Here is a 19,920-nt window from a genome sequence, read left to right as displayed (position 1 = left end):
TCTTGTGGTGCTGATCTCGAATTGGTCACGACACCGGGATGGACGACAACACGCCGGACGCGTGTTTCGGATGTGGCACATGGGGCTGTGGTGAATCACGGTAGGTCGACACCGTCTGTGGTTTCAGACGGGCGTGCCCATCGTCAGATGATTTCCATCGAGCGACGACTCAACCGTGCCCGTCATCGACAGCTGATTGACGATCTTGACGTTCTCCGCCGTCAGGTAACCCCGCTCGGTGCCGTCGAAACCGGTGACGGTGATATTCGCGCTGTAGGTGATGTTGGTGTAGGTCGGGTTGTTCGTCGTCGACTCGCTGCCGTTGAGGATCATGCCCGACTCGTCTTCGAAATCGGTGTAGGTCACGACTGTTGTGGTGATATTGCCGTTTTTGGTGGTGACCACGTCGGCCCGTCCCCCCACCCTGCCCGCCCGCGAGGGCTCCAACGGGGTCTGCTTCGGCACAACGGTCGACAGCGCCGGCGCCCACGACGACGTATCGGGGGTGGCGATATCGGACGGCATCGTTCCGCCGTCAATATTGTGCAGCTGCGCCACCACCAAGCGGGTATCGGTCGGATCGGTCGAACTGCGCTCCCAGAACGCGATGCTGTCGCCATCCGGACTCCAATTTGCCACCGGAACAGAGATATATGCTCCGCTCGGGTCGCCGAGGAACACTCCGTTCTCACCGGCAAGCTCACCCTCACGCGAAACGACCCAGGCTTGGTTGAGCGTGCCCTTCTTTGCCTGAAACGTGGGGAAGACAACGTAAGCAGGAACGAACGTGGGACGAACGATCTGCGACATCGGGGTGAGATAGTCCCTTGTTCGCGAGCTGCCGACCGCCAGCCATTCCCCGTTGGGTGACATGTCGACCGACTCGTCGTAATCGAGGTTCCCGGTAATTCGAGATACCCGCCCGGAGCCCAGGTCGACAAGGACGTCGTCGGCGTTTCCGGCTTCGTACTTGCCGGAAAAGTCTGTCACCATGACACCCTTACCGTCCGGCGTGAAGTTTTTCAGCTCACCTCCGACGTACACCACTCGGGCGTCCTCGACGTCGTATCCCGTATCGGAACGCTGCAGGGTGCCCACCGACGACACCAATTGCGTGGCCGTGCCCGCGCCCAACAACTGAGTGAAGCCGACGTGGATGCCGTCGGGGGCGACTCGCAACTCCCGCTCCTTTTGTATGACCGTCACGCCCGGTGCCACGGTGGTTGGCACTCTGATCTGAAGCAGCGTCGATCCAGCTCCACAGGAGCTGACCCCACCCGCACACTCGAGGATGTAGTGGTCGGCGGTTTCCCCGCCCGAATCGGATTGCGTTCCCGCGCTCAACAGCACGCGATTGCCGTCATCGAAGACGAACGGCTTTGACAGATTCGTCGTGAGATCGGGTGCGAGACCCGCGGTGAGACACTGCAAGCCCGTTCCGTCGAGGTTCACCCGATAGATCTCCGAGCGGGTGCCACCCGCTGGCGTCGCGCGGAAAACGAGCGCCTGTCCGTCCGCGGTGAAGGCAGCATTCTGCGGCTGGAGGATGTCGTCAGGTAGCGGCACGACGAAGCGCTGCGCACTGGGCAGGATGCTGTCGACACTGAGCCCAATGACCGCCTTACGCGAACCGTGATCCCAGCGGAAGAGATCGCGAACGCTCCACACGTTGTCAGTCACCTTCACCACGAACGAATCGCTACCGCCCGCCTGCGCGTAGTCCAGATCAGGTGTGTAGGTGAAGCTTCCGCTGGCTTGATCGATGGTGACGATGCCGTGTTGAGGGCCCTTCACCAGCTTGTACGCAATCACGTCGCCTTCTGGGTCCACGGCACCGATGTTGCCGGTGACGACACCGTACTGTGCCTGCACGTTGATGGTGGGGTCGTAGTGCAGCGATGGTGATTTGTTGAAGAATGACCGCCTGACCCAGGCCAGCAGCGCTGACGCGAAGGGAGGCTCGACAGGCTTGCCGGCCGGTCCAGTGTCGATGAGTGGATTCGTGACCGAGGCAGCGACTCTGGCGATACCGACGGGCGTCGGTGTGACGGCCGCACTCTCCGTGGCAGACCTAGGCCTCCCCGAGACCCCAACCGAAGAAGACGAATCGTTCGCGCCAGGCGCAGTGCGATGAAACGGTTTCACCGGACGCGCTGCGTGCGTGGGAACATCCCTGCCGCCTGCTCGTTCCGACCCATCAGCTTCGTTCTCCGAAGGCACATCTCGCCGGGGCGCACCGCCTGGCGTTGGCAACGAGACGTCATTCCGCCTATCAGATGCGGGGCCGGTCTCCGAATCTTGGGCGGACTGGCCGGATCCGCCACCGGACTCTTCGCGGCTCGACTGAGTTCTCGATTTCGGCTGCGTTGCAGGATGTTTCCTACCCGACCGCGACTTTGCAGCGGGATCGGTTGACGCGTCCCCTTGACTCGAGACCGACGCAGACGCCCCGCCGTGCGCGGTCGAATCGCTTTCCGAAGCGTCAGCATGGGCGAAACCATGGCCAGGACCCAGCGCCAGCGCGGCGACAGTTGCCAGAGCCACCGAGCCGTACTTGACCGCAGGCACGAGCTTGTCTCCCCAGCCGAGATCCGCCGGTGACACGGCGTCTCTGCGCGCGCGAAGACCGGGATCAGCATCGGCGTGGGCACCTCCGGCATAGGAAAGCGGTCTGGCTTCGGGGCGATTCGGCACGATACCTCCACATGTCTTCGTCCAGCGACAGATACATACATACTCGACTGCATGTATATGCTGCGAACTGTAGGCGACCGATCCGACCATGGCAAGAAATTGTCGGTTCCGATGATTCCTGTCGCACCTCATCACCTTGCCGGCCGAAATCGTCCCCCGGCGGTGCCCCCTTCCCTGGGTGCTCAGGACTCGATGTACCTCACCGCGTACGGGGCCATATCGCTGGTACGCAGTGGCGACACAGTGACGACACCGCCCGGAGTCGGCGCCTCCACCATCACGTTGTCGCCGAGATAGAGCGCCACGTGCTGTCCGCCGCCCTCGCCGTAGAAGACGACATCGCCTCGGCGCATCTGGGCCACCGGGATCTTTCTGCCCAACTCGTACTGCCGGCCGGAGAAGTGCGGAAGTTCGATCCCTACCCCCGCGAACGCGTACAGAATCAACCCTGAGCAATCGAAGCCCACCGTGTCGGCGCCCCCGCCGATACCGCGGCTGGGCCCCGTCGCAGTGCCGCCGCCCCAGGAATAATCCACGCCCCGCTGCGTCAGGGCTCGCGCGATGACGTATTCGCTTGCCCGCCTTCCCGCACTCACGGGTATAGGGCCCGATGAGGTCGGTCGAGCCGGCAGTGCCGGAATATCCTGTGCCGATGTACTCAATCGCGCCAAGAAGGTACGGCCCATGGCGGCGGTGGCATGAGACGATGTCTCCGCGAGCGCGAGCAACCGGTCGACCGCTTCCGTCGGGTCGGAGGACGACTGCGGCACAGGGACCGGACTCGGGTCTTGTGGCATGTTCTCATGGCTACCGGTGACCGCATCGAGCCTCTCCTGCAGCTGATTACGCTGCGCCACCAGCTCATTCAACGTGCGCTGCCAGTCGGCAGCCGCATGCTGCGAATTCGCTAGCGCCCTGACGGCATCAGCGCGGCGCTCTTCTGTCTCGACCAACGCGCGCTCAGATTCTTCCGCCGCCGCCCGAGCGCGTTGCAGGTCGTCCACCCGCCGAGTTCGCGCCTCCGACAGATCGTCGGCGGCATTCTTCCTACTGAGGACTATCGATTCCGTCAGCGCAGCGGTTGCCATCAGCTCAGCCGGGTCAGCGATCGTTTCAGCAGAGGCGATGGGGCCGTACACATAGCTCGCAGCCGCAAAGCGGTCGAATCCCTTCTGCAACAAGTCCAGTCGTCCCTCCGCGTCACCGAGCGCTCCGCTCGCCCGCAGTTCGTTTCGGTGCGCCTCGTCCGCCGCAACTCGCGCCTGCGCCGCGTCGGCAATGAAGGCATTGACCCTTTCCCGATCCTGGGCGGCCAGTGCCTGCACACGGTGCACGTTCTGTTCGGCCTCGGCGACCGCACTCACCAGTGTGGTCAGCGCATCGACGTCGATGGTTGTGGGAGCCGCATGTGCCCTGCCGGACAGGAGAAGTACCAGCACTACCAGCCCCAGGGAGATTGCTGATTTCATTTCATCGACCTTCCGACGGGCAACGATTGCAGGCGGAACCGACCCGGCCGTGCGTTCGGTGCGCTGCACGGCCGGGCCGAGCCCGTATCAGGAGCCGGCAACCTCGGTGGACGTCGCCTTGAAGCCGTCGGCTTGGGCGTTCACGGTGGTTCCGGCGGGTACCGCGATACGTGCGAATCCGCGGTCATCGGTCGTCGCACTGGCCGAGCCTGCAGTGACCTTGGCACCCCGGACGGGCCGTGGATTCGCGTCCTCGGACACGGTTGCGGTGACCTGCACGCCGCCATCCGATGCTGATACCGCCAGCGCGGGCATTCCGGGAGAAGGACAATCCCCCTGCGTCGGGATGCCGGAGTACCTCTTGCCGTTGATCTCGGAAGTCACCTCACCGGAGTACTTGTTCTGCGCGCCGATAGTGATGTTGCCCTTCAGATAACCAGAGCGTTCACCTTTACTCGTGAGGTCCGCCGACCATTCGGCGCTTGCCGCGGCGTACGGGACCACAATCCGCTCTGTTCCATCGATGAACGTCTTGCCGTCATCCGAGTAGTTCTTGTAGGCAACGGCATACGATCCGATGGCGTAGGCACCCAGGTACTGAATCGTTGCGGTTCCGGACTTCTTGCCCTTGAGCACCTTGAGCGGAGCTTGCCTGCCCATCATGGGGTTGAAGTCTTTGATCGGCACGGACCATTTTGCTATCGCCGCCGGGTTCTGGTGCACCGGTGACATCGGTGCGGTTGCATTGCGGGTCGAGAACCGGACGATGCTTGTCCGCCAAGGTGTGTCGGGCGCACCCGGACCTTGACTATCTGCGGGCCGTTCCTGTTCGTTGATGACTGCACGCGTGGAATCGGGAAACCAACTCCACCCCCGCACCGTCCAGGCCGGGTCGATGATGATGGGTTGCCCGGAGTATCCGCCGAGTTGTTGCCCCGGATCCATCTGCATCATCCACGGCTCGTTCATGCAGCGGCGGTTGTTCCACAGGCTCACCCTGGCAATCTGGCCGAATGCCCCGCTGTCGATCAGAGACGGCCTCTGCAATGCCGTGAAGACATCCATTCGGTCGAGACCGCGGGCCGAGGTGAAATACACGGTCCTACCATCCGGGGCGATATCTGCAGCCTCGTTGTAGTCCAGATCGGTGGTCAGCTGTCTCCGTTCCCCAGTGGCCGTATCCAGCAGGTAGATGTCGTAGTTGAGACCGGTCGAAGTCTCCTGGTACTTCAGGATCCGACCGCCCTCATGCCAACTGGCACCCTCGTAGAACCGCATGGCATTCTCTCGATCGGCGGCGAAGTCGGACTTCTTGACCCACGGAGGGCTGAAGACCCGCTGATCGGTCAGCTCGTATCCTTTATCGGTCTTCGCCAACTTGGCGATACTCATCCGGGTGCCTTCGATGGCTGACACCTCGTTCCACGTGACGTACTCCCCGAACGGATCCGGCTTGGCCTCGCGATTCTGCGCAGGCAGGTTCCGCTTGTCGGAAGGGAACTTCACCTTCGTGTTGCTCTTCTGCCGGCAGTCGTAGATCGACGGCGAGCACTCAAGAAGGGAGTAATTGATACTGCCTGTGCCCCCGCTGCCAGGGTCATCCGTCGACTGCTGCCCGGAAGTGTCCGCGTACCAGATTCGCTTACTATCTTCCAGTGCAAGGACTTTGGTGGCATTCGTCGCTGTTCCGCACGAGATGCATTGATAGTCGGCGCCGTCCAGGTTTGTCGATGCCACCTGTGTTTTTCCGTCGACCACAACCTCGACAAGCAGGTGCTGTGCGTCGGGACTCAAGTCGGCGGTGTTGGCCGTCACCCCCGAAGGCAACTGGAATTGGATGACTTTCTCGACACTGAAGGGCTCCAGCGCCGGCGAGGCCGGCGGTGGAGCACCGGCAGGTGCCGGTAGCGCCTGCGGCGCCGAAATCACGGATCCTAGCGCGAGGATCGACCAGGCGGCCATTGCGCCGATGACAACCCTGTGCGGTGAATGCGCAACCATGGAACTTCCTTCAGTCGTCGGGAACGTGCGATCCGGGACACTGAGGTGAACTGGCCCGGTCGTCCATAAGTCGACCGCTTCCGCTTTACCGACCCTGGATGGTTTCCTGACGATTACCTGTCGATCCTCAGCCCCCCGCCGGATGTGCGACGAACACGAGGAAGTGCGATCGTCACCTTTGTTCCCCTGCCTGGTTCCGACCACAGTTGCACGGATCCCCCGTAGCCGCTGACAATCGCCTGCACGATCGACAGCCCGAGACCACTGCCGGACCCGGTCCCCCGGGTCCTGGTGAAGAAGCGGTCGAACACCCGCGCCCTGTACACCGCAGGAATTCCCACTCCGTTGTCGGACAGCACTATTCGGACCGAAAGGTCATCCGTCTCGACGGCAATATCGACCACGGCGTCGTCGCCGGCATGGGCAAGGCTGTTGCCGACCACATTGCGTAGGACCTGAGCGAGCCGGTCTTCGTGTGCAACCACGAACACCGGATCACTCGGGAGCCGCGTTGTCACGCGTCGGTCCGGAGCAACGACCGCGACATCCTCGGCCACCACGGCGCACAGCGCGCACACGTCGACATGTTCGGTGGGTAGCTGCTGGGGCGCCTCGGCGCGGGCCAGCAGCGTCAGCTGGTCGAGCAGACCACGCATCCGGTCGCATTCCTCCACGATGCTGCGCATGGCGCGCTCGGTGCGCTCCGCCTGCGGCGGCGTTTGGAAGTGGAGTTCGGACCAACCCTGGATCTTGGTGAGCGGCGTCCGCAATTCATGTGATGCGTTCGCGACGAACTCGCGCAGTTCGGCTTCGATCCGGGCGCGACGGTCGACCAAACCTGCAATGGCATTCGCGAGCGTCGAGGACTCCTGGTACCGACTCATGCTCACGCGGCCACGTCGCAGGGACCCGACGGGCGGACGATCACCGAGCGCACCGACCAGGTCCGCCAGCCGGCTGAGCGGACGCATCGTGGCCCGCACCATGATCGTCACGGCAAGCGCAGCCCCTACCATCGTGACGACCGTGATCGCCGCCGATACCCCGATCATCACGCGAAGCAGCTTCACCGATGAACGGGTTCCCAGCGCCACGACAGCTGAGTCCGCCGCTCTCAGCTCGCCGGTCACCTTGTCTTGCAACAACACCGGAGTACCGAACCGCAGCAGCTGCGCCTTGACCATGTGCTGCACAAACGGCACATCGACGACGCCACCGGATGCGACGGACTGAAGCAGCCGCTCGAGTTCGCCTGCCGCGGGATCACCCGGCGCGGTCGACCACACCACCCGAGTACCACCACCGTCGGCAAATACAATCGTTGCCGTCGAGGGCATTCGCGCGGCGAACTGGTCGGGATCGATGATCTGCGACTGCTGCCGGCCCGAACCGACAAACGCAAGGACGCCCGCCGCCAGATCGACCTGCCTACGGGTGTAAAGGTCGAGCAGCGAGGCCAGTCCGAGCACTGCCGTCGCCGAGATCAGCAGTACAGCAATGCACAGGATCGCCACGGTCCGGCTTCGCACAGTTGCCACCATGGACGGCAAGCCCCGCGGCACCCGTCTGCGAAACGGACCAACTCTCACGAACCGGCGCTCCGGCGCAAGGTATATCCGAATCCACGCACGGTCTGAATCAGCGGCTCCCCGTTGGCATCGACCTTCTTGCGTAGGTTCGACACCACCTTCTCGACCACGACACCTTCGCCCTGAAAGCTGTATTGCCACACCTGATCGAGGATCTGACTGCGCGACACGACACGCTCGGCGTTGCGCAGAAGGTAGACCAGCAGTCTCAGCTCCGTCGGCGTCAATGCCACCGGATGTCCCGCACGTTCGACGATCAGGCGCTGCAGATCAACCGTCAGGTCACCGTAGGACAACCGTTCTCCGTCTCCGTCATGGGACCGGCGCAGCACAGCCTCGATACGGGCAACGACCTCAGTCGGATGAAACGGTTTGGTGACATAGTCGTCAGCCCCGCCGCGAAGAGCACCCACCTTGGACTCGATGTCATTTCGGGCGGTGAGCAGAATGATCGCTGTCGTCGGGCTCCGCTGGTGGATACGCGGAATCAGAGTGATGCCATCGACGTCCGGCAAGCCGATATCGACTAACGCCAGGTCAACCTCATGGGTGGACAACACGGTGACGGCCTTCAGTCCGTCGTTGGCCCGCAGCACCGAGTATCCGGCAAGGTCCAGCACCGATTCCAGCAGGTCACAGATGCCCTGATCGTCGTCGACCACCAACACCGTTGCGGGTGGATGTGCCGGTTGCCGCAGGTCACTGTACACCGCCGACTCCCGTCATCCCGCCGTCACAAACATACTAAGGGGAACGCATGTTATCGATCTACGACTCGCATACGACACGCGGAGCCTGGCCCTGCCGGCTTGGAAACCGGGGGCGCCGTCACCGGCAAAACTGTCGGATGACATCGCGCGCACCAAGGATGCGCGATACCCGATGCACGAACGCCCCACGCAGCGGCGCATACGGATACCAGGTCGGTTCGCGGCGCGGCCGGAACCGTGCGGTCACCACCGCTTGTGGCCGGCAGTACTTATAGACGGCACCGCTACCGTTCCGGGTACCGACACCCGATTCACCGCGGCCCCCTTGCGGGAGCGCCAGGGTGAACAGATTCGCGAAAACGTCGTTGATGTTGACGGCACCCACATCGAGCCGATGCGCCATCCGGTGCGCAAGCTCGACATCCTCGGCGAATATCGTGGCGGACAGTCCGTACCGAGAGTTGTTGACCAAGGCAATCGCTTCGTCATCGGTGGTGAATCGCATCACCGGCAGGATCGGACCGAACGTCTCGTCCCGCATACAGCTCATCGAATGGTCGACATCGACCAGCACGATCGGTGGATACAGGTTGGACGAACTCGGACACGACGGCACCCGGCCGGCGCCAGCCACCCTGGCGCCCTTGCGAAGGGCGTCGTCCACATGTGCACTGACCACCCCCCACTGCGCCGCGGTGGTCAGGGGCCCGACATCGAATCGGTATCTACGATCGTCGCAGCCGACTCGTAGCTCACCGACCTTGGCGGCGACCAGGGAAACGAATCTGTCATGGATATCGGCGTGGACGTAGACGCGTTCGATGGAGGTACACATCTGTCCTGCATTGGCCACCGCGCCCCAGACCGCCGCGTTGGCGGCACGGTCGAGATTGGCATCAGCCCGGACGATCAGCGCGTCCTTGCCGCCAAGTTCCAGCCCGCAGGGAATGAGCCGTTCCGCAGCCCGGTGCGCGACAACGCGGCCGGTGGCGGACGAGCCGGTGAACTGGATATAGTCCACGCTGTCGACAAGAGCACCACCAGCCACCGCACCGCCAGTACATACCGAAAGCACCGGCGGTGCACCGATTGCCGCCCATCCGCGCACTGCAGCACAAACCGTCAACGGGGTGTATTCCGACGGCTTGATCGCCACGGCGGCGCCGGCGACCAATGCCGGAACCGCGTCCAGCAGCGACAAACCGAGCGGGAAGTTCCACGGGGTGATGATGCCGACCACCGGATACGGGTGCCAGCGCAGCATCTGGCTCTTGCCCAGCGCCAGAGGGCCGTGTCTTCTGACGGCCTTCGACCGTAGCTGGCCAGGCGCCAGCCGCCCGTAGTAGTTGATTGCTTCGACAATATAGGGAATCTCCAGATTCGCTTCTGCCCAGGGCTTCCCAGTCTCATCCTGCAGCAACTTTGCGAGCGCGTCCTCATGATCCAATAGCCAGTCTCGATATCGATGAAGCCACCGAACACGTTGCGTGACGGCCATATCTGCCCAATCACCTTGCGAAGCATGCAGATTGTCGACCGCCGCGACCACGTCGTCGCCGGTCATATCGGCCACCCGCCCCACGATCTGACCCGTTGCCGGCGCCGTGACGTCAAACATTGTCACGTCTGGTCTCCAGAATCCGCCCGTGGTAGCGCGCCCGGGCATCCGAATCCGTGGCGGTGAAGGCGGCGTCGAGATGCGCCAACCGTTCCAATCTGCTGCGCACACGCGTCGGCAGCAGTTGCACGGCTCCGAGCAGGACACCGAGCGATCGCGGCACCACGACCTTGTCACGACCACGCACAACTGCGTCGACGACAGCCGAAGCCACATCCTCGGGATCCACTTCGCTGACCGGTCGGACCCACAGCGGTGTTCCGCTCCCTGCCGACAGATCTGTTCGCACCAACCCCGGAAGGACCAGCGTCACACCGATTCCGCTATCGCGCAGTTCGAGGCGAAGCGAATCCGAGAACCCGACCACTGCATGTTTGGTGCCGCAGTACGTGGCTACACCGCGGTGCGCGCTGATGCCCGCCAGCGAGGCGATGTTGACGATGCGGCCGGTGCGTCCGGAGAACCTCCGCACTGCCAGTTTGGACCCGTTCAGCACACCTGCGAGGTTGATGGACACCATGAGGTCGGTCATCGTGTCGTCCTCGTCGGAGAACAACCCGGTGGGCATGATGCCGGCATTGTTGACCAGCGTGTCGAGCGGGCCCAATCGAGACTCGGCCGCGTCCAGAAAATCCGTGAAGGCAGATCGATCAGTGACGTCTAGGGGTAATCCGCACACCTGTCCGCCGGTCGCCCTGGATATCTCGTGCGCGACATGGGCTGCCAGATCGCCATCGATGTCACCGATGGCGACTCGAGCTCCTGCTCCCGCGAATGCCTTGGCGGTGGCGCGACCTATACCACGGGCACCACCGGTCACCGCAACGATCCGGTGAATATTGTGATAGCGACGCATCATTGAACATCCCCTCTGATAGCGAATTCGAATCGGCGCACCTTCCCCGTTCACTCCCGCCCGAGCTGAACCTTGAGGAGCTTTCCTGTTTCGTTGCGTGGCAACGCGTCAAGGAAGACCACATCGCGTGGCACCTTGTGCCGTGCCAGATATGTCCGCACATAGCTTCTGATGTCGTCGGCAGCCAATTTCACGCCCGGAACACCTACGACATACGCACGCAGACGTTTTCCGAAGTCAAGGTCGTCCACGCCCACGACGGCCACATCGAGCACCGCGGGGTGCCCGGCAAGCAGGTTCTCGACTTCGAGCGGGAAGACGTTCTCGCCACCTGAGACGATCATCTCGTCGTCGCGACCGTCGACAAACCACAGTCCGTCCGCGTCGAAGTGGCCGGTGTCCCCCGAGGAGAGCAATCCGTCGACGGACTCCTTCTGCCCGCCATCTGTGTAGCCCGTGAAGCTCAGTCCACTCGATACGAAGAGCGTTCCGACGCAGCCCGGTTGGGTGATCCTGCGCCGCTGCTCGTCATAGGCGGCCAGCGTGCAGCCAACTGGCGGTCGCCCCACCGTACCGGGAGCAGCGCGCAATTCGCTCGGTGTCGCCACTGCGGCAACCGCCACCTCGGTAGACCCGTACAAGTTGTAGAGAACGTCTCCGAAGGTCTCAGCGGTCCGCCGGCACAGGTCCGGCGACAGCGCCGAACCCGCCGCGAACACGACTTTCAGCGATGACGTGTCGTAGCGAGCCAGCACCTCGGGCCCTACATCGAGGATACGGACCAGCATGGTGGGCACGAGAATCAGCGCCTCGACCCGGTGACGCTCGATCGCAGCGAGGGTGGCCTCGGCGTCGAATCGTCTGGCCAACACAACCCGGTTCCCGAGCGCGAGACCAAGTGCGCAGGTAGCCAGCCCGGTGGCGTGGAACATCGGCGCGGCAACGTAGTACGCGCCACCCTTCGGCCACGGAATGCGGTCGAGCAGTTGCGCAGACTGCAGCGGGCTCACCTTGTTGCGAGGTGCGCCCTTGGGGACGCCGGTTGTGCCGCTGGTCAGCAGAACCATGCCACCGACGCCCCCCGGAACGGGCAGGCGCGCCACCGACCGCCCGGCGGCCAATGACGCCAAACCCGCGCCGGACCAGCCGACTATCTGATCGATATCCGGTGAGAGAGTATCGAGCAAGCCACGGTATTCCTCATCGGCGATGACGACGGTGACATTCTCCCGTCGGCACACGTCGGTCAACTGAGGGGCAGCGAATCCGGTGTTCAACAGCACCACCTTGACGCCCAGCTTCCCGGCGGCGAACAGCGCCAACAGCAGGCCGCGGTGGTTACGAACCAGCAGGCCGATCACGCCGGTGACACCGCGCTCGCCTAATCCGCGCGCCAGTGCATTGGAAGTATCCTCGAGTTCACGGAAGCTCAGGGTGCCGTCCTCGTCCGTGAGTGCCGGGGCATCTCCGTATCTCGCTGCGGTATGTTCCGAGAGTCCACCGAACGACCCGTAGCGCCGCAGTGCCTGGGAGGCGCGCAGCGCCTGGTGCGGTTTGCGAACGTCGACCATTCCCCTGTGCTGTAAGACCAGGGCAGCCGAAGCGATATCACGCAGGTGGCGCAGAATCCTTGTCATGTATCACCTTTCAGCGCGACGATCAGTCGCGCGACGGCATCTGGATCGTCGAGTTGCGGGCAGTGTCCCGATCCCGGAAGGACCACCAGTTCGCTCCCCGGAATCTGTTGATGTAGAACGCGGCTCGCGTCGACTGGGATGATTCTGTCTCTGGCTCCGTGCACCACGACCGTCGGGCAGCTGACGCGGACGCCACAGTGACCGGCCGCGGTCTCACGTGCGTACTGAAGGGCGTATCGGCCGAGGTTAGCGACCGCGGCCTGACTGGCCACCGTCCGGTTCCACCGGGCGAGCACATCGGGGTCCGCGGGCGCGCCCGGACCGTAGAGCACCCGACGCACGCCCCGCTCGGTTGCCCAACGTAACGTGACCGCGGGTATGGGTAGCCGAGCTGCAGTGCGCCAAAACCCGGTCGGAACCTCACGGTAGCGCGCGGCGCGGGCCAACCAGTGCCTGGCGTTGATCGGATCATCCAAAGCCACCAGTGCCCGCACAACGTCCGGACGGCGATCGGCGGCGCGCACCGCCGTAGCCGCGCCCAGTGAATTCCCCACCAGGACTGCGGGTCCCGTATCGTCGAGCAGGGCGTCGGCGAAGGAGTCGAACTGTGGGAGCATCGGACCCGACCGGCGTCGACCTGCCCGGCCGAAGCCGGGCAGGTCGACGGCCAGCGCCCGTCGCCCGGCTGCCGCTAGCCGGGCGAGCACGGCCCGCCAGGTGTCCGCGCTGTCGGCGTAACCGTGCAGCAGGATCACCGGGGTTCCGCACCCGGACACCGATAGCACCCGGGTGCCCACACCGTTGTAGGTGGCCCGAGATTCGGCGATCATCCGGCGAGCAGGCCCTTGGCAATGTGGGTGACCTGTACCTCGTTGCTGCCCGCGTAGATCATCAGCGACTTGGCGTCACGGGCGAGTTGTTCCACCCGGTACTCGGCCATGTAGCCGTTACCGCCGAATAGCTGCACGGCCTCCATCGCCACCTCGGTGGCCGCCTCCGAGGAGTACAGCTTGATCGCTGACGCCTCTGAAAGGCTGGGTAGTGAGCCATGTTTCAGGCGCTCCAAAGTCTGGAACACCATGTTCTGCACGTTGATCCGGGCAATCTCCATCTTGGCCAGCTTGAGCTGGATCAGCTGGAAGGTCGAGATCTGCTTACCCCACAGCGTGCGGGTTTTTGCGTAGTCCAGGCACAGCCGGTGGCACTCGTTGATGATGCCGAGCGACATCAGCGCGACCCCTACCCGTTCGGCTGCGAAACTGGCTCGAGCGCTGTCGCGTCCGTCGCCGCCGGTGTGGGACTCCGTTTCTCCGAGCAACCGGTCCGGGGTGAGCCGGACGTTGTCGAAGAAGAGCTCACCGGTCGGCGAGGACATCATGCCCATCTTCTTGAACGCTTTGCCCTGAGTCAGTCCGGGCATCCCCGCGTCGAGCACGAACGTCAGCACCGGGCGGTCCCGTCGATCGATACCGCTGCCATCGTCGAGCTTGGCGTAGACGATCAGAATGCCGGCCTCCGGGCCGTTGGTGATGAACGTCTTCTGTCCGTTGAGGATATAGGCCCCGTCACCATCACCGGAGCGCTTGACGGTGGTCTTCATACCGCCGAAGGCATCCGAGCCGGCATCCGGCTCGGTGATCGCCCACGCCGCGATCTTGTCCAAGGTCATCAGTTCGGGCAGCCAGCGCTCCTTCTGTGCCAGCGTGCCGCGACTCATGATGGTTGCCGCGCCCAGTCCCAGACTGACACCGATGGTGCTGAGCAGGCCGATGCTCACGCCGGCGAGTTCGGAGACCATCACCGCGGCCATCGACGCCTGCGCACCGATATCGCCGAGACCACCTCCCTCGTGGGAGACCTTGTCCGTGGCGGTTGCGCCGGCAGCGACGGCCGTCTCTTTGGCCCGTTGCTTGTCCAGCATCGTCTTGACTGCTTCGGCGGCCATGGCGTCAAGACCGAATTCGCTGAACAGCTTGCGAGCCAACGGATACGGAGACATCTCTCCACGCTCCAGGACATCCAGGTGCGGTCTGATCTCCTTGTCGATGAACTCGCGGACGGTATCCCGCATGATCACATCGGTATCGGACCATTCGATCATGACGGCAGCCGCCCAGCGATATCATCGATGCGCCACAGCCCGTCGGTCTCGATGGTCTCAGTATCGTGCCAACCTCGCAGTTGCGAGATCGCACCGCCTTGAACGGCGTACACCTGACCCGTCACCGGGCACTTCTCAGTCGCAAGATAGGCCACCAGTGGTGAAATGTTGGCAGGGCTGAACAGGTCGACCTCGCCGTCGTCCGGCTCTGCCATCAACGCACCCATTCCTGGAGTCGCCAGGGTGAGCCGGGTCCGCGCGATCGGGGCGATGGCATTGACACGCACACCGTAGCGTTCCAACTCATCGGCCCCGACCAAGGTCAGCGCCGCGATGGCGGCCTTGGCGGCCCCGTAGTTGGCCTGCCCGGCATTGGGAATCGTGGTACCCGATCCCGATGCGGTATTGATCACCGCCGCGTTGGGCTGATCACCCGCCTTGGACTGCGCCTTCCAGTACGCCGCAGCGTGGCGCAGCACCGAGAAGTGACCCTTGAGATGTACCGCGATCACGGCGTCCCAATCGGATTCAGCCATCGTGGGGATGAACGCGTCCCGCAGGATGCCGGCATTGTTCACCACCACATCGAGCCGCCCGAACTCGTCGACTGCCTGCTGCACCAGCGACTGGGCGCCGTCCCAGGTAGCTATGTTCTCGGTATGGGCAACGGCGGCGCCTCCGGCCGCCCGGATCTCGGCGACGACTTCGTGCGCCGGGCCAGCGTCGGTGCCGTCCCCGGAGTTGGTGCCGCCCAGATCGTTCACCACGACGCTGGCTCCCTCTGCGGCGAACAGCAGTGCATGCTCGCGCCCGATCCCCCGACCTGCGCCGGTGATGACGGCAACGCGCCCGTCCAGTGCTCCCATATGTTATGCCTCCTCGGCAATTTCGGCCAACCCGTCGGTGATGACCAGATCAGCTCCACGTGCGGTTTCGAATGCGTAAGTGGTGACTCCGGCTGCGCTGGTGCTCTGCCAGATACGCGTCTGCAGATCGTCGCCGGGCAACACCATCTTCGAAAAGCGCACCGCGAACCGCTTGAGCCGGTGCACGTCCGAACCCGCCAGCTCGGTCAGCACCGCCCACGAGGTGAACGCCATGGTGCACAGACCGTGGGCGATGATGCCGGGCAGTCCGGCATCGCGAGCCACCTCCTCGTCCAGGTGGATCGGCATCGGATCGCCGGCCGCTGGACTGTACCGGAACGTCTGATCATCATCGATATGCTGAACCACGGTGGCGACAGGAGCCCTAGCACGCAGCGCCTCGTCGAAGCGGTGGGTGGGGCTGAGCTCCCCCACCGCCTTACCAGCATCGAATCCCCGGACGAACGTGGTGACATACTGTTCATTGACCAGTTCGCCGTCTTCCGTGCGGCATTCGAGATAGATCGCCGCACGGGTGCCGTTTTCCAGTCCTTCGTAGCCGATCATCTTGCCGCGCGATACGAGCTTGTCCCCCGGCCTGATCGGACGATGGAAGTGAAAGTCCTGCTCCCCGTGCACCACTCGCGGGATGAGTTCGACAGGCAGCACATCGACGGCAGGAACCAATAGTGCCTCGAATACCGGGACGATGGCGAACACCGGAGGCGCGACCTCGCCCGAGCGATGCGCCGGGATCGGATCGTTGGTGGCCGCCGCGTACTCGGCAAGCCGATCTCGGGTCACATCGAATCGCTCTTCATCGGTCCAGGTGTTCAGGCCGCTGTCATCGAAGACGAGTTCGTCGGTGTCCGCAGCGCTTTTCGTCGACGTCATGCGGACGCCGCGGCTCGTGCGTCGAGCGCATCGAGGCTCTTGTCGAGCTGCTTTACGCCGTCCTTCTCGACGGCCTTCGCGAGGGCGCCCTTGACGAGAGCTCCTTCGAAGTCGCCGCTGACGGTGAACCGGGACCCGCCGGCGATCGGTTGGATGTCAAAGACAAATCGAGCTTTGACACCGGCCATTCCCGTGCCACCCAGCACGAGGCTGTGGGGAGCGTCGACGGATTCGATATTCCATTCGATCTTGTTCGCCATACCCAGCATGACGATCTTGGCGGTGAGTTTCGTCCCGGGAGTGAGCGTTGCGGGCGGTTCCTCCAGCCACTTGTCGTGCACGGTGAACCAGTCACCCCAGGTGTTGGGGTTCGATACCGTCGCCCACAGTTCGTCGGGGCCGGCGGCCAGCTCGCGGGTTGCCTCGATATGTCCCATTGGTGTTCTCCTCTTGTGTTCGGTCAGCGCTCGGCGCGCTGATAGGCGGTGACGACGGCGGCGCCACCGAGGCCGATGTTGTGTTGCAGAGCTGCGGTTACGTTGTCCACCTGCCGTTTATCGGCGATACCACGCAGCTGCCAGGTGAGTTCGGCGCATTGGGCCAACCCGGTGGCTCCTAGCGGGTGCCCCTTGGAGATCAGCCCACCCGACGGGTTGACGACCCATCGCCCACCGTAAGTGGTGTCGTTGTTGTCGATCAGCTTGGCCGCTTCGCCTTCCTCGCACAGGCCCAATGCCTCATAGAGCAGCAGTTCGTTGGCAGAGAAGCAGTCGTGTAGCTCGATGACCTGGAAGTCTTCGGGCCCCAGACCGGACTGCTGGTAGACGCACTGCGCCGCAGCGACATTCATGTGGTACCCGATGAGCGCTTTGCAGCTGCCGTCGAAACTGTTCGCAAAATCGGTGGTCATCGCCTGGCCGACGATCTCCACCGCCTTCTCGGCCAACCCGTGCTTGTCGACGAAGTCCTCGCTGGCGAGGATGGCGGCGCCCGAACCGTCCGAGGTCGGTGAGCACTGCAGTTTGGTAAGGGGGTCGTAGATCATCCGCGCGCCGAGGATGTCATCGAGACTGTACTCGTCCTGAAACTGGGCAAATGGGTTGTTGACCGAGTGCTTATGGTTCTTGTACCCAATCTTCGCGAAATGCTCAGAAGTAGAACCGTATTGCCGCATATGCTCTCGGCCGGCCGCCCCGAACATCCACGCCGCAGGCGGGAACAGCACCTCTGAGATCTCGGCCAATGCCAGGAAGTGTTTGGCCATCGGCTGCTCGCGGTCGTCGTAAGTGGAACCGAGCGACCCTGGTTGCATCTTCTCGAACCCCAGTGCGAGCGTACATTCGGCGAGTCCGCTACGGACCGCCCGCGCAGCGAGGTACAGCGCGGTGGATCCGGTCGAGCAGTTGTTGTTGACATTGACGACCGGGATGCCGGTCATGCCGAGTTCGTAGACAGCCCGCTGGCCCGAGGTCGACTCGCCATACACGTAGCCGACGTAGGCCTCCTGGACGTCTCGATAGTCGATGCCGGCGTCGGCCAGCGCTTTCGTCCCCGATTCGCGAGCCATATCGGGGTAGTCCCACCCCTCGATCGCTCCGGGCTTCTCGAACTTCGTCATACCGACGCCGATGACGTATGTCTTCCTGGGCATGGCCCTCTCTTTCCGTGGGATGGATTTAACATACCATCCTGTTGGTATGTTTTACAAGAAGTGGCCAGGTCTGTTCCGTGGTGCCGTGTGAATCAGGTGTGCGAAGTCCCCGGAAGGGCCTACTGTGCGGTCGACTACGCCACCAGATCGCCTCCGTCCAAAGCCGCGGATTGATTCGGGTCGGTGGTGGCACCTGCCTAGGACCCGGGTCCATCGCCACGATTTCGAGCGCGTCGGACATCATCAGTCCTTCCCGCCAGATTCGCGCCCGGCGTGTCAGACCAAGTCAGGTCCACCGTTATTCAGACAATCCCCCACCAGCGGCCCGCGCCTTTGTGCCTTTCGGGGCATCGGAGTGTGCCGTTTTCAGAGCTCGATGGCTCATCCCACGTAGGACGCGCCCAGCCGCTCGGTTGCTAGCCCGGGCAGTGCGATCCGTACCGGAACCCTCGAATTCCGACTGCGGTTCAGCCGCCCCAGGTCGTTCGCCGCTGTAGCCGGTGTTGATGATCCGTCGCAGCGGTCTGTCCATCCGGTTCACTATCTTGTCCGGTACGCCGACAGACCTCGCGGTCGCGTAAGCGGAAGCTCGTCGGTTGGTTACCAACACGTGAGTAGTGGTGCCGCCCAATGAGTTCGTACTTGTCGTTACGACGTTGCTCGGATCTGAAAGATCGACGCCGCGCTTGTTGGGGTGCTCATGTACGACGCCGGCAAGAGCGTTCAAGTCGGCCAGCAGATTGAGCGGTCTATCGGGGAAATCCGCATAGCCGTCGTACTCATGGACGATCTCGACCGTGTTGTACGGCGTTTCGACGGGAGGCTTCGGAATGGTCGCATCCAAGATCGGTATGTGGAGATGAGGAGGTCTCGCCCGGAGGCCACCGTCGATGTTTGTGGGGTCCCCGATCGTGACTAGCGAGATGTCTTGTGGCGGTGGCGGACTCGGAAACCGGAGTCCAGCTGAGACAGTGACATACAGTCATCGCGGTATGTATATATCGCAAATGACTGGGCAGGATTGGGTCAGCCCCGCCACATCGCTTCCCCACCTGACAAAGTCCTACGAGGAGCGCAGCTCCGGGCTCAGAGAATCAGCGAGTAGATCGCGCAGCTGTCCGCATACCCGGTCCCATCGCTTACGCGCCCGCTCGGGATCACGGTCGGCAAAGCTGGACAGCAGGATCCCTCGCAATGCGTCCATCGCGGTGAACGCCAGATCGCGGAGATTTTTCTGAGCCGCTTGATCCGGGACCATCTGAGCCAATGCGCCAATCAGCGCGCCGGTAACGATGGGCTCAACTCGCTCGATCTGCGCCGCGAGCACCGCATCGGTACGTGATGCAACCCAAAGTTCCAGGGTGGCAACGAATACCGGACCTTGATGCGACTCCCAGAGATAGTCAAGAACCAACGACGCAGCATCCGGCGCCTCCGACACCCGACCGAATTCACGCACCGCCGCCTGCACGCGCTGTTCCGCAAGATGCTCGATAGCAGCCACCACGAGGTCCTCCTTGGACCGGAAGTGATGAACCTGGGCCCCACGGGTAACCCCGGCGACCTCCGCGACACGCTGCGTAGTGGTGCCGGCGTATCCGTACGTGACCAGGCACTCCACCGTCGCGTCCAGCAGTCGCGTGCGCATCGCCGCGCTGCGCTCGGCCTGCGTACGCCGCCTGTTCGGCCCATCGACAGGTGCACTCACCAACACATGCTAACCGGCATCGACGCATGATCCGTTGAAAGAAACGTTTCGGACGGTATGTACATCCAAGGCGCGGGGATCGCGCACACGGTGAGCACGCGCCCGCGGTGAACTACAGAAGCTCAA

General features: G+C 63.3%; 16 protein-coding genes. All 16 read right to left on the bottom strand.

Features of this window, described 5'->3' with window-relative positions; all coding sequences use genetic code 11:
* Positions 1-123: 123 nt before the first annotated feature.
* Positions 124-2,145: an Ig-like domain-containing protein gene (locus FHU31_RS12355; protein ID WP_167158638.1), complete on the bottom strand. Its 2,022-nt coding sequence runs from the start codon at positions 2,143-2,145 to the stop codon at positions 124-126.
* A 731-nt stretch (positions 2,146-2,876) separates the two neighbouring features.
* Positions 2,877-4,232 (bottom strand): NlpC/P60 family protein, encoded by a 1,356-nt coding sequence (locus FHU31_RS32040; protein ID WP_167158636.1) that lies wholly within the window; start codon positions 4,230-4,232, stop codon positions 2,877-2,879.
* Positions 4,233-4,250: 18 nt separating this feature from the next.
* Positions 4,251-6,164 carry a TolB family protein gene (locus FHU31_RS12345; protein WP_167158634.1) on the bottom strand — a complete coding sequence of 638 codons (1,914 nt, stop codon included), beginning with the start codon at positions 6,162-6,164 and terminating at the stop codon, positions 4,251-4,253.
* 113 nt (positions 6,165-6,277) lie between these two features.
* Complete coding sequence (locus tag FHU31_RS32035; RefSeq protein WP_167158632.1) at positions 6,278-7,693, bottom strand: sensor histidine kinase; 1,416 nt, start codon at positions 7,691-7,693, stop codon at positions 6,278-6,280.
* Positions 7,694-7,749: 56 nt separating this feature from the next.
* Positions 7,750-8,463: a response regulator transcription factor gene (locus FHU31_RS12335; protein ID WP_208410211.1), complete on the bottom strand. Its 714-nt coding sequence runs from the start codon at positions 8,461-8,463 to the stop codon at positions 7,750-7,752.
* A 118-nt stretch (positions 8,464-8,581) separates the two neighbouring features.
* A complete protein-coding gene (locus tag FHU31_RS12330) occupies positions 8,582-10,081 on the bottom strand; it encodes an aldehyde dehydrogenase family protein (protein ID WP_167160962.1) in 1,500 nt (499 codons plus the stop codon).
* Positions 10,074-10,937 carry an SDR family oxidoreductase gene (locus tag FHU31_RS12325; protein WP_234901414.1) on the bottom strand — a complete coding sequence of 288 codons (864 nt, stop codon included), beginning with the start codon at positions 10,935-10,937 and terminating at the stop codon, positions 10,074-10,076. Before FHU31_RS12325 ends, FHU31_RS12330 begins: the two co-directional genes overlap by 8 nt.
* Before the next feature lie 50 nt (positions 10,938-10,987).
* Positions 10,988-12,574: an acyl-CoA synthetase gene (locus FHU31_RS12320; RefSeq protein WP_167158628.1), complete on the bottom strand. Its 1,587-nt coding sequence runs from the start codon at positions 12,572-12,574 to the stop codon at positions 10,988-10,990.
* Entirely contained in the window at positions 12,571-13,404 is an 834-nt protein-coding gene (locus FHU31_RS12315; RefSeq protein ID WP_167158626.1) for an alpha/beta fold hydrolase, read from the bottom strand. The genes FHU31_RS12320 and FHU31_RS12315 overlap by 4 nt, the downstream gene beginning before the upstream one ends.
* Positions 13,401-14,675: an acyl-CoA dehydrogenase family protein gene (locus FHU31_RS12310; RefSeq protein ID WP_167158624.1), complete on the bottom strand. Its 1,275-nt coding sequence runs from the start codon at positions 14,673-14,675 to the stop codon at positions 13,401-13,403. The genes FHU31_RS12315 and FHU31_RS12310 overlap by 4 nt, the downstream gene beginning before the upstream one ends.
* Positions 14,672-15,541, bottom strand: coding sequence for an SDR family oxidoreductase (locus FHU31_RS12305; RefSeq protein ID WP_167158622.1), 870 nt, complete (start codon positions 15,539-15,541; stop codon positions 14,672-14,674). Before FHU31_RS12305 ends, FHU31_RS12310 begins: the two co-directional genes overlap by 4 nt.
* Positions 15,542-15,544: 3 nt before the next feature.
* Positions 15,545-16,435, bottom strand: coding sequence for a MaoC/PaaZ C-terminal domain-containing protein (locus tag FHU31_RS12300; RefSeq protein ID WP_167158620.1), 891 nt, complete (start codon positions 16,433-16,435; stop codon positions 15,545-15,547).
* The gene (locus FHU31_RS12295; protein ID WP_167158618.1) at positions 16,432-16,872 is read right to left on the bottom strand and encodes a type II toxin-antitoxin system Rv0910 family toxin; all 441 of its coding nucleotides are present in this window, start codon (positions 16,870-16,872) and stop codon (positions 16,432-16,434) included. Before FHU31_RS12295 ends, FHU31_RS12300 begins: the two co-directional genes overlap by 4 nt.
* Positions 16,873-16,895: 23 nt before the next feature.
* Positions 16,896-18,086 (bottom strand): lipid-transfer protein, encoded by a 1,191-nt coding sequence (locus FHU31_RS12290; RefSeq protein WP_167158616.1) that lies wholly within the window; start codon positions 18,084-18,086, stop codon positions 16,896-16,898.
* 298 nt (positions 18,087-18,384) lie between these two features.
* Positions 18,385-19,068: a PE-PPE domain-containing protein gene (locus FHU31_RS12285; RefSeq protein ID WP_167160960.1), complete on the bottom strand. Its 684-nt coding sequence runs from the start codon at positions 19,066-19,068 to the stop codon at positions 18,385-18,387.
* A gap of 81 nt (positions 19,069-19,149) precedes the next feature.
* On the bottom strand, positions 19,150-19,797 hold the full coding sequence (locus FHU31_RS12280) for a TetR/AcrR family transcriptional regulator (protein WP_167160958.1): 648 nt from the start codon (positions 19,795-19,797) through the stop codon (positions 19,150-19,152).
* Positions 19,798-19,920: the final 123 nt, after the last annotated feature.

Source organism: Mycolicibacterium fluoranthenivorans (genome assembly GCF_011758805.1).
GTDB lineage: Bacteria > Actinomycetota > Actinomycetes > Mycobacteriales > Mycobacteriaceae > Mycobacterium > Mycobacterium fluoranthenivorans.
This window is presented reverse-complemented; position numbering and strand designations above follow the sequence as displayed.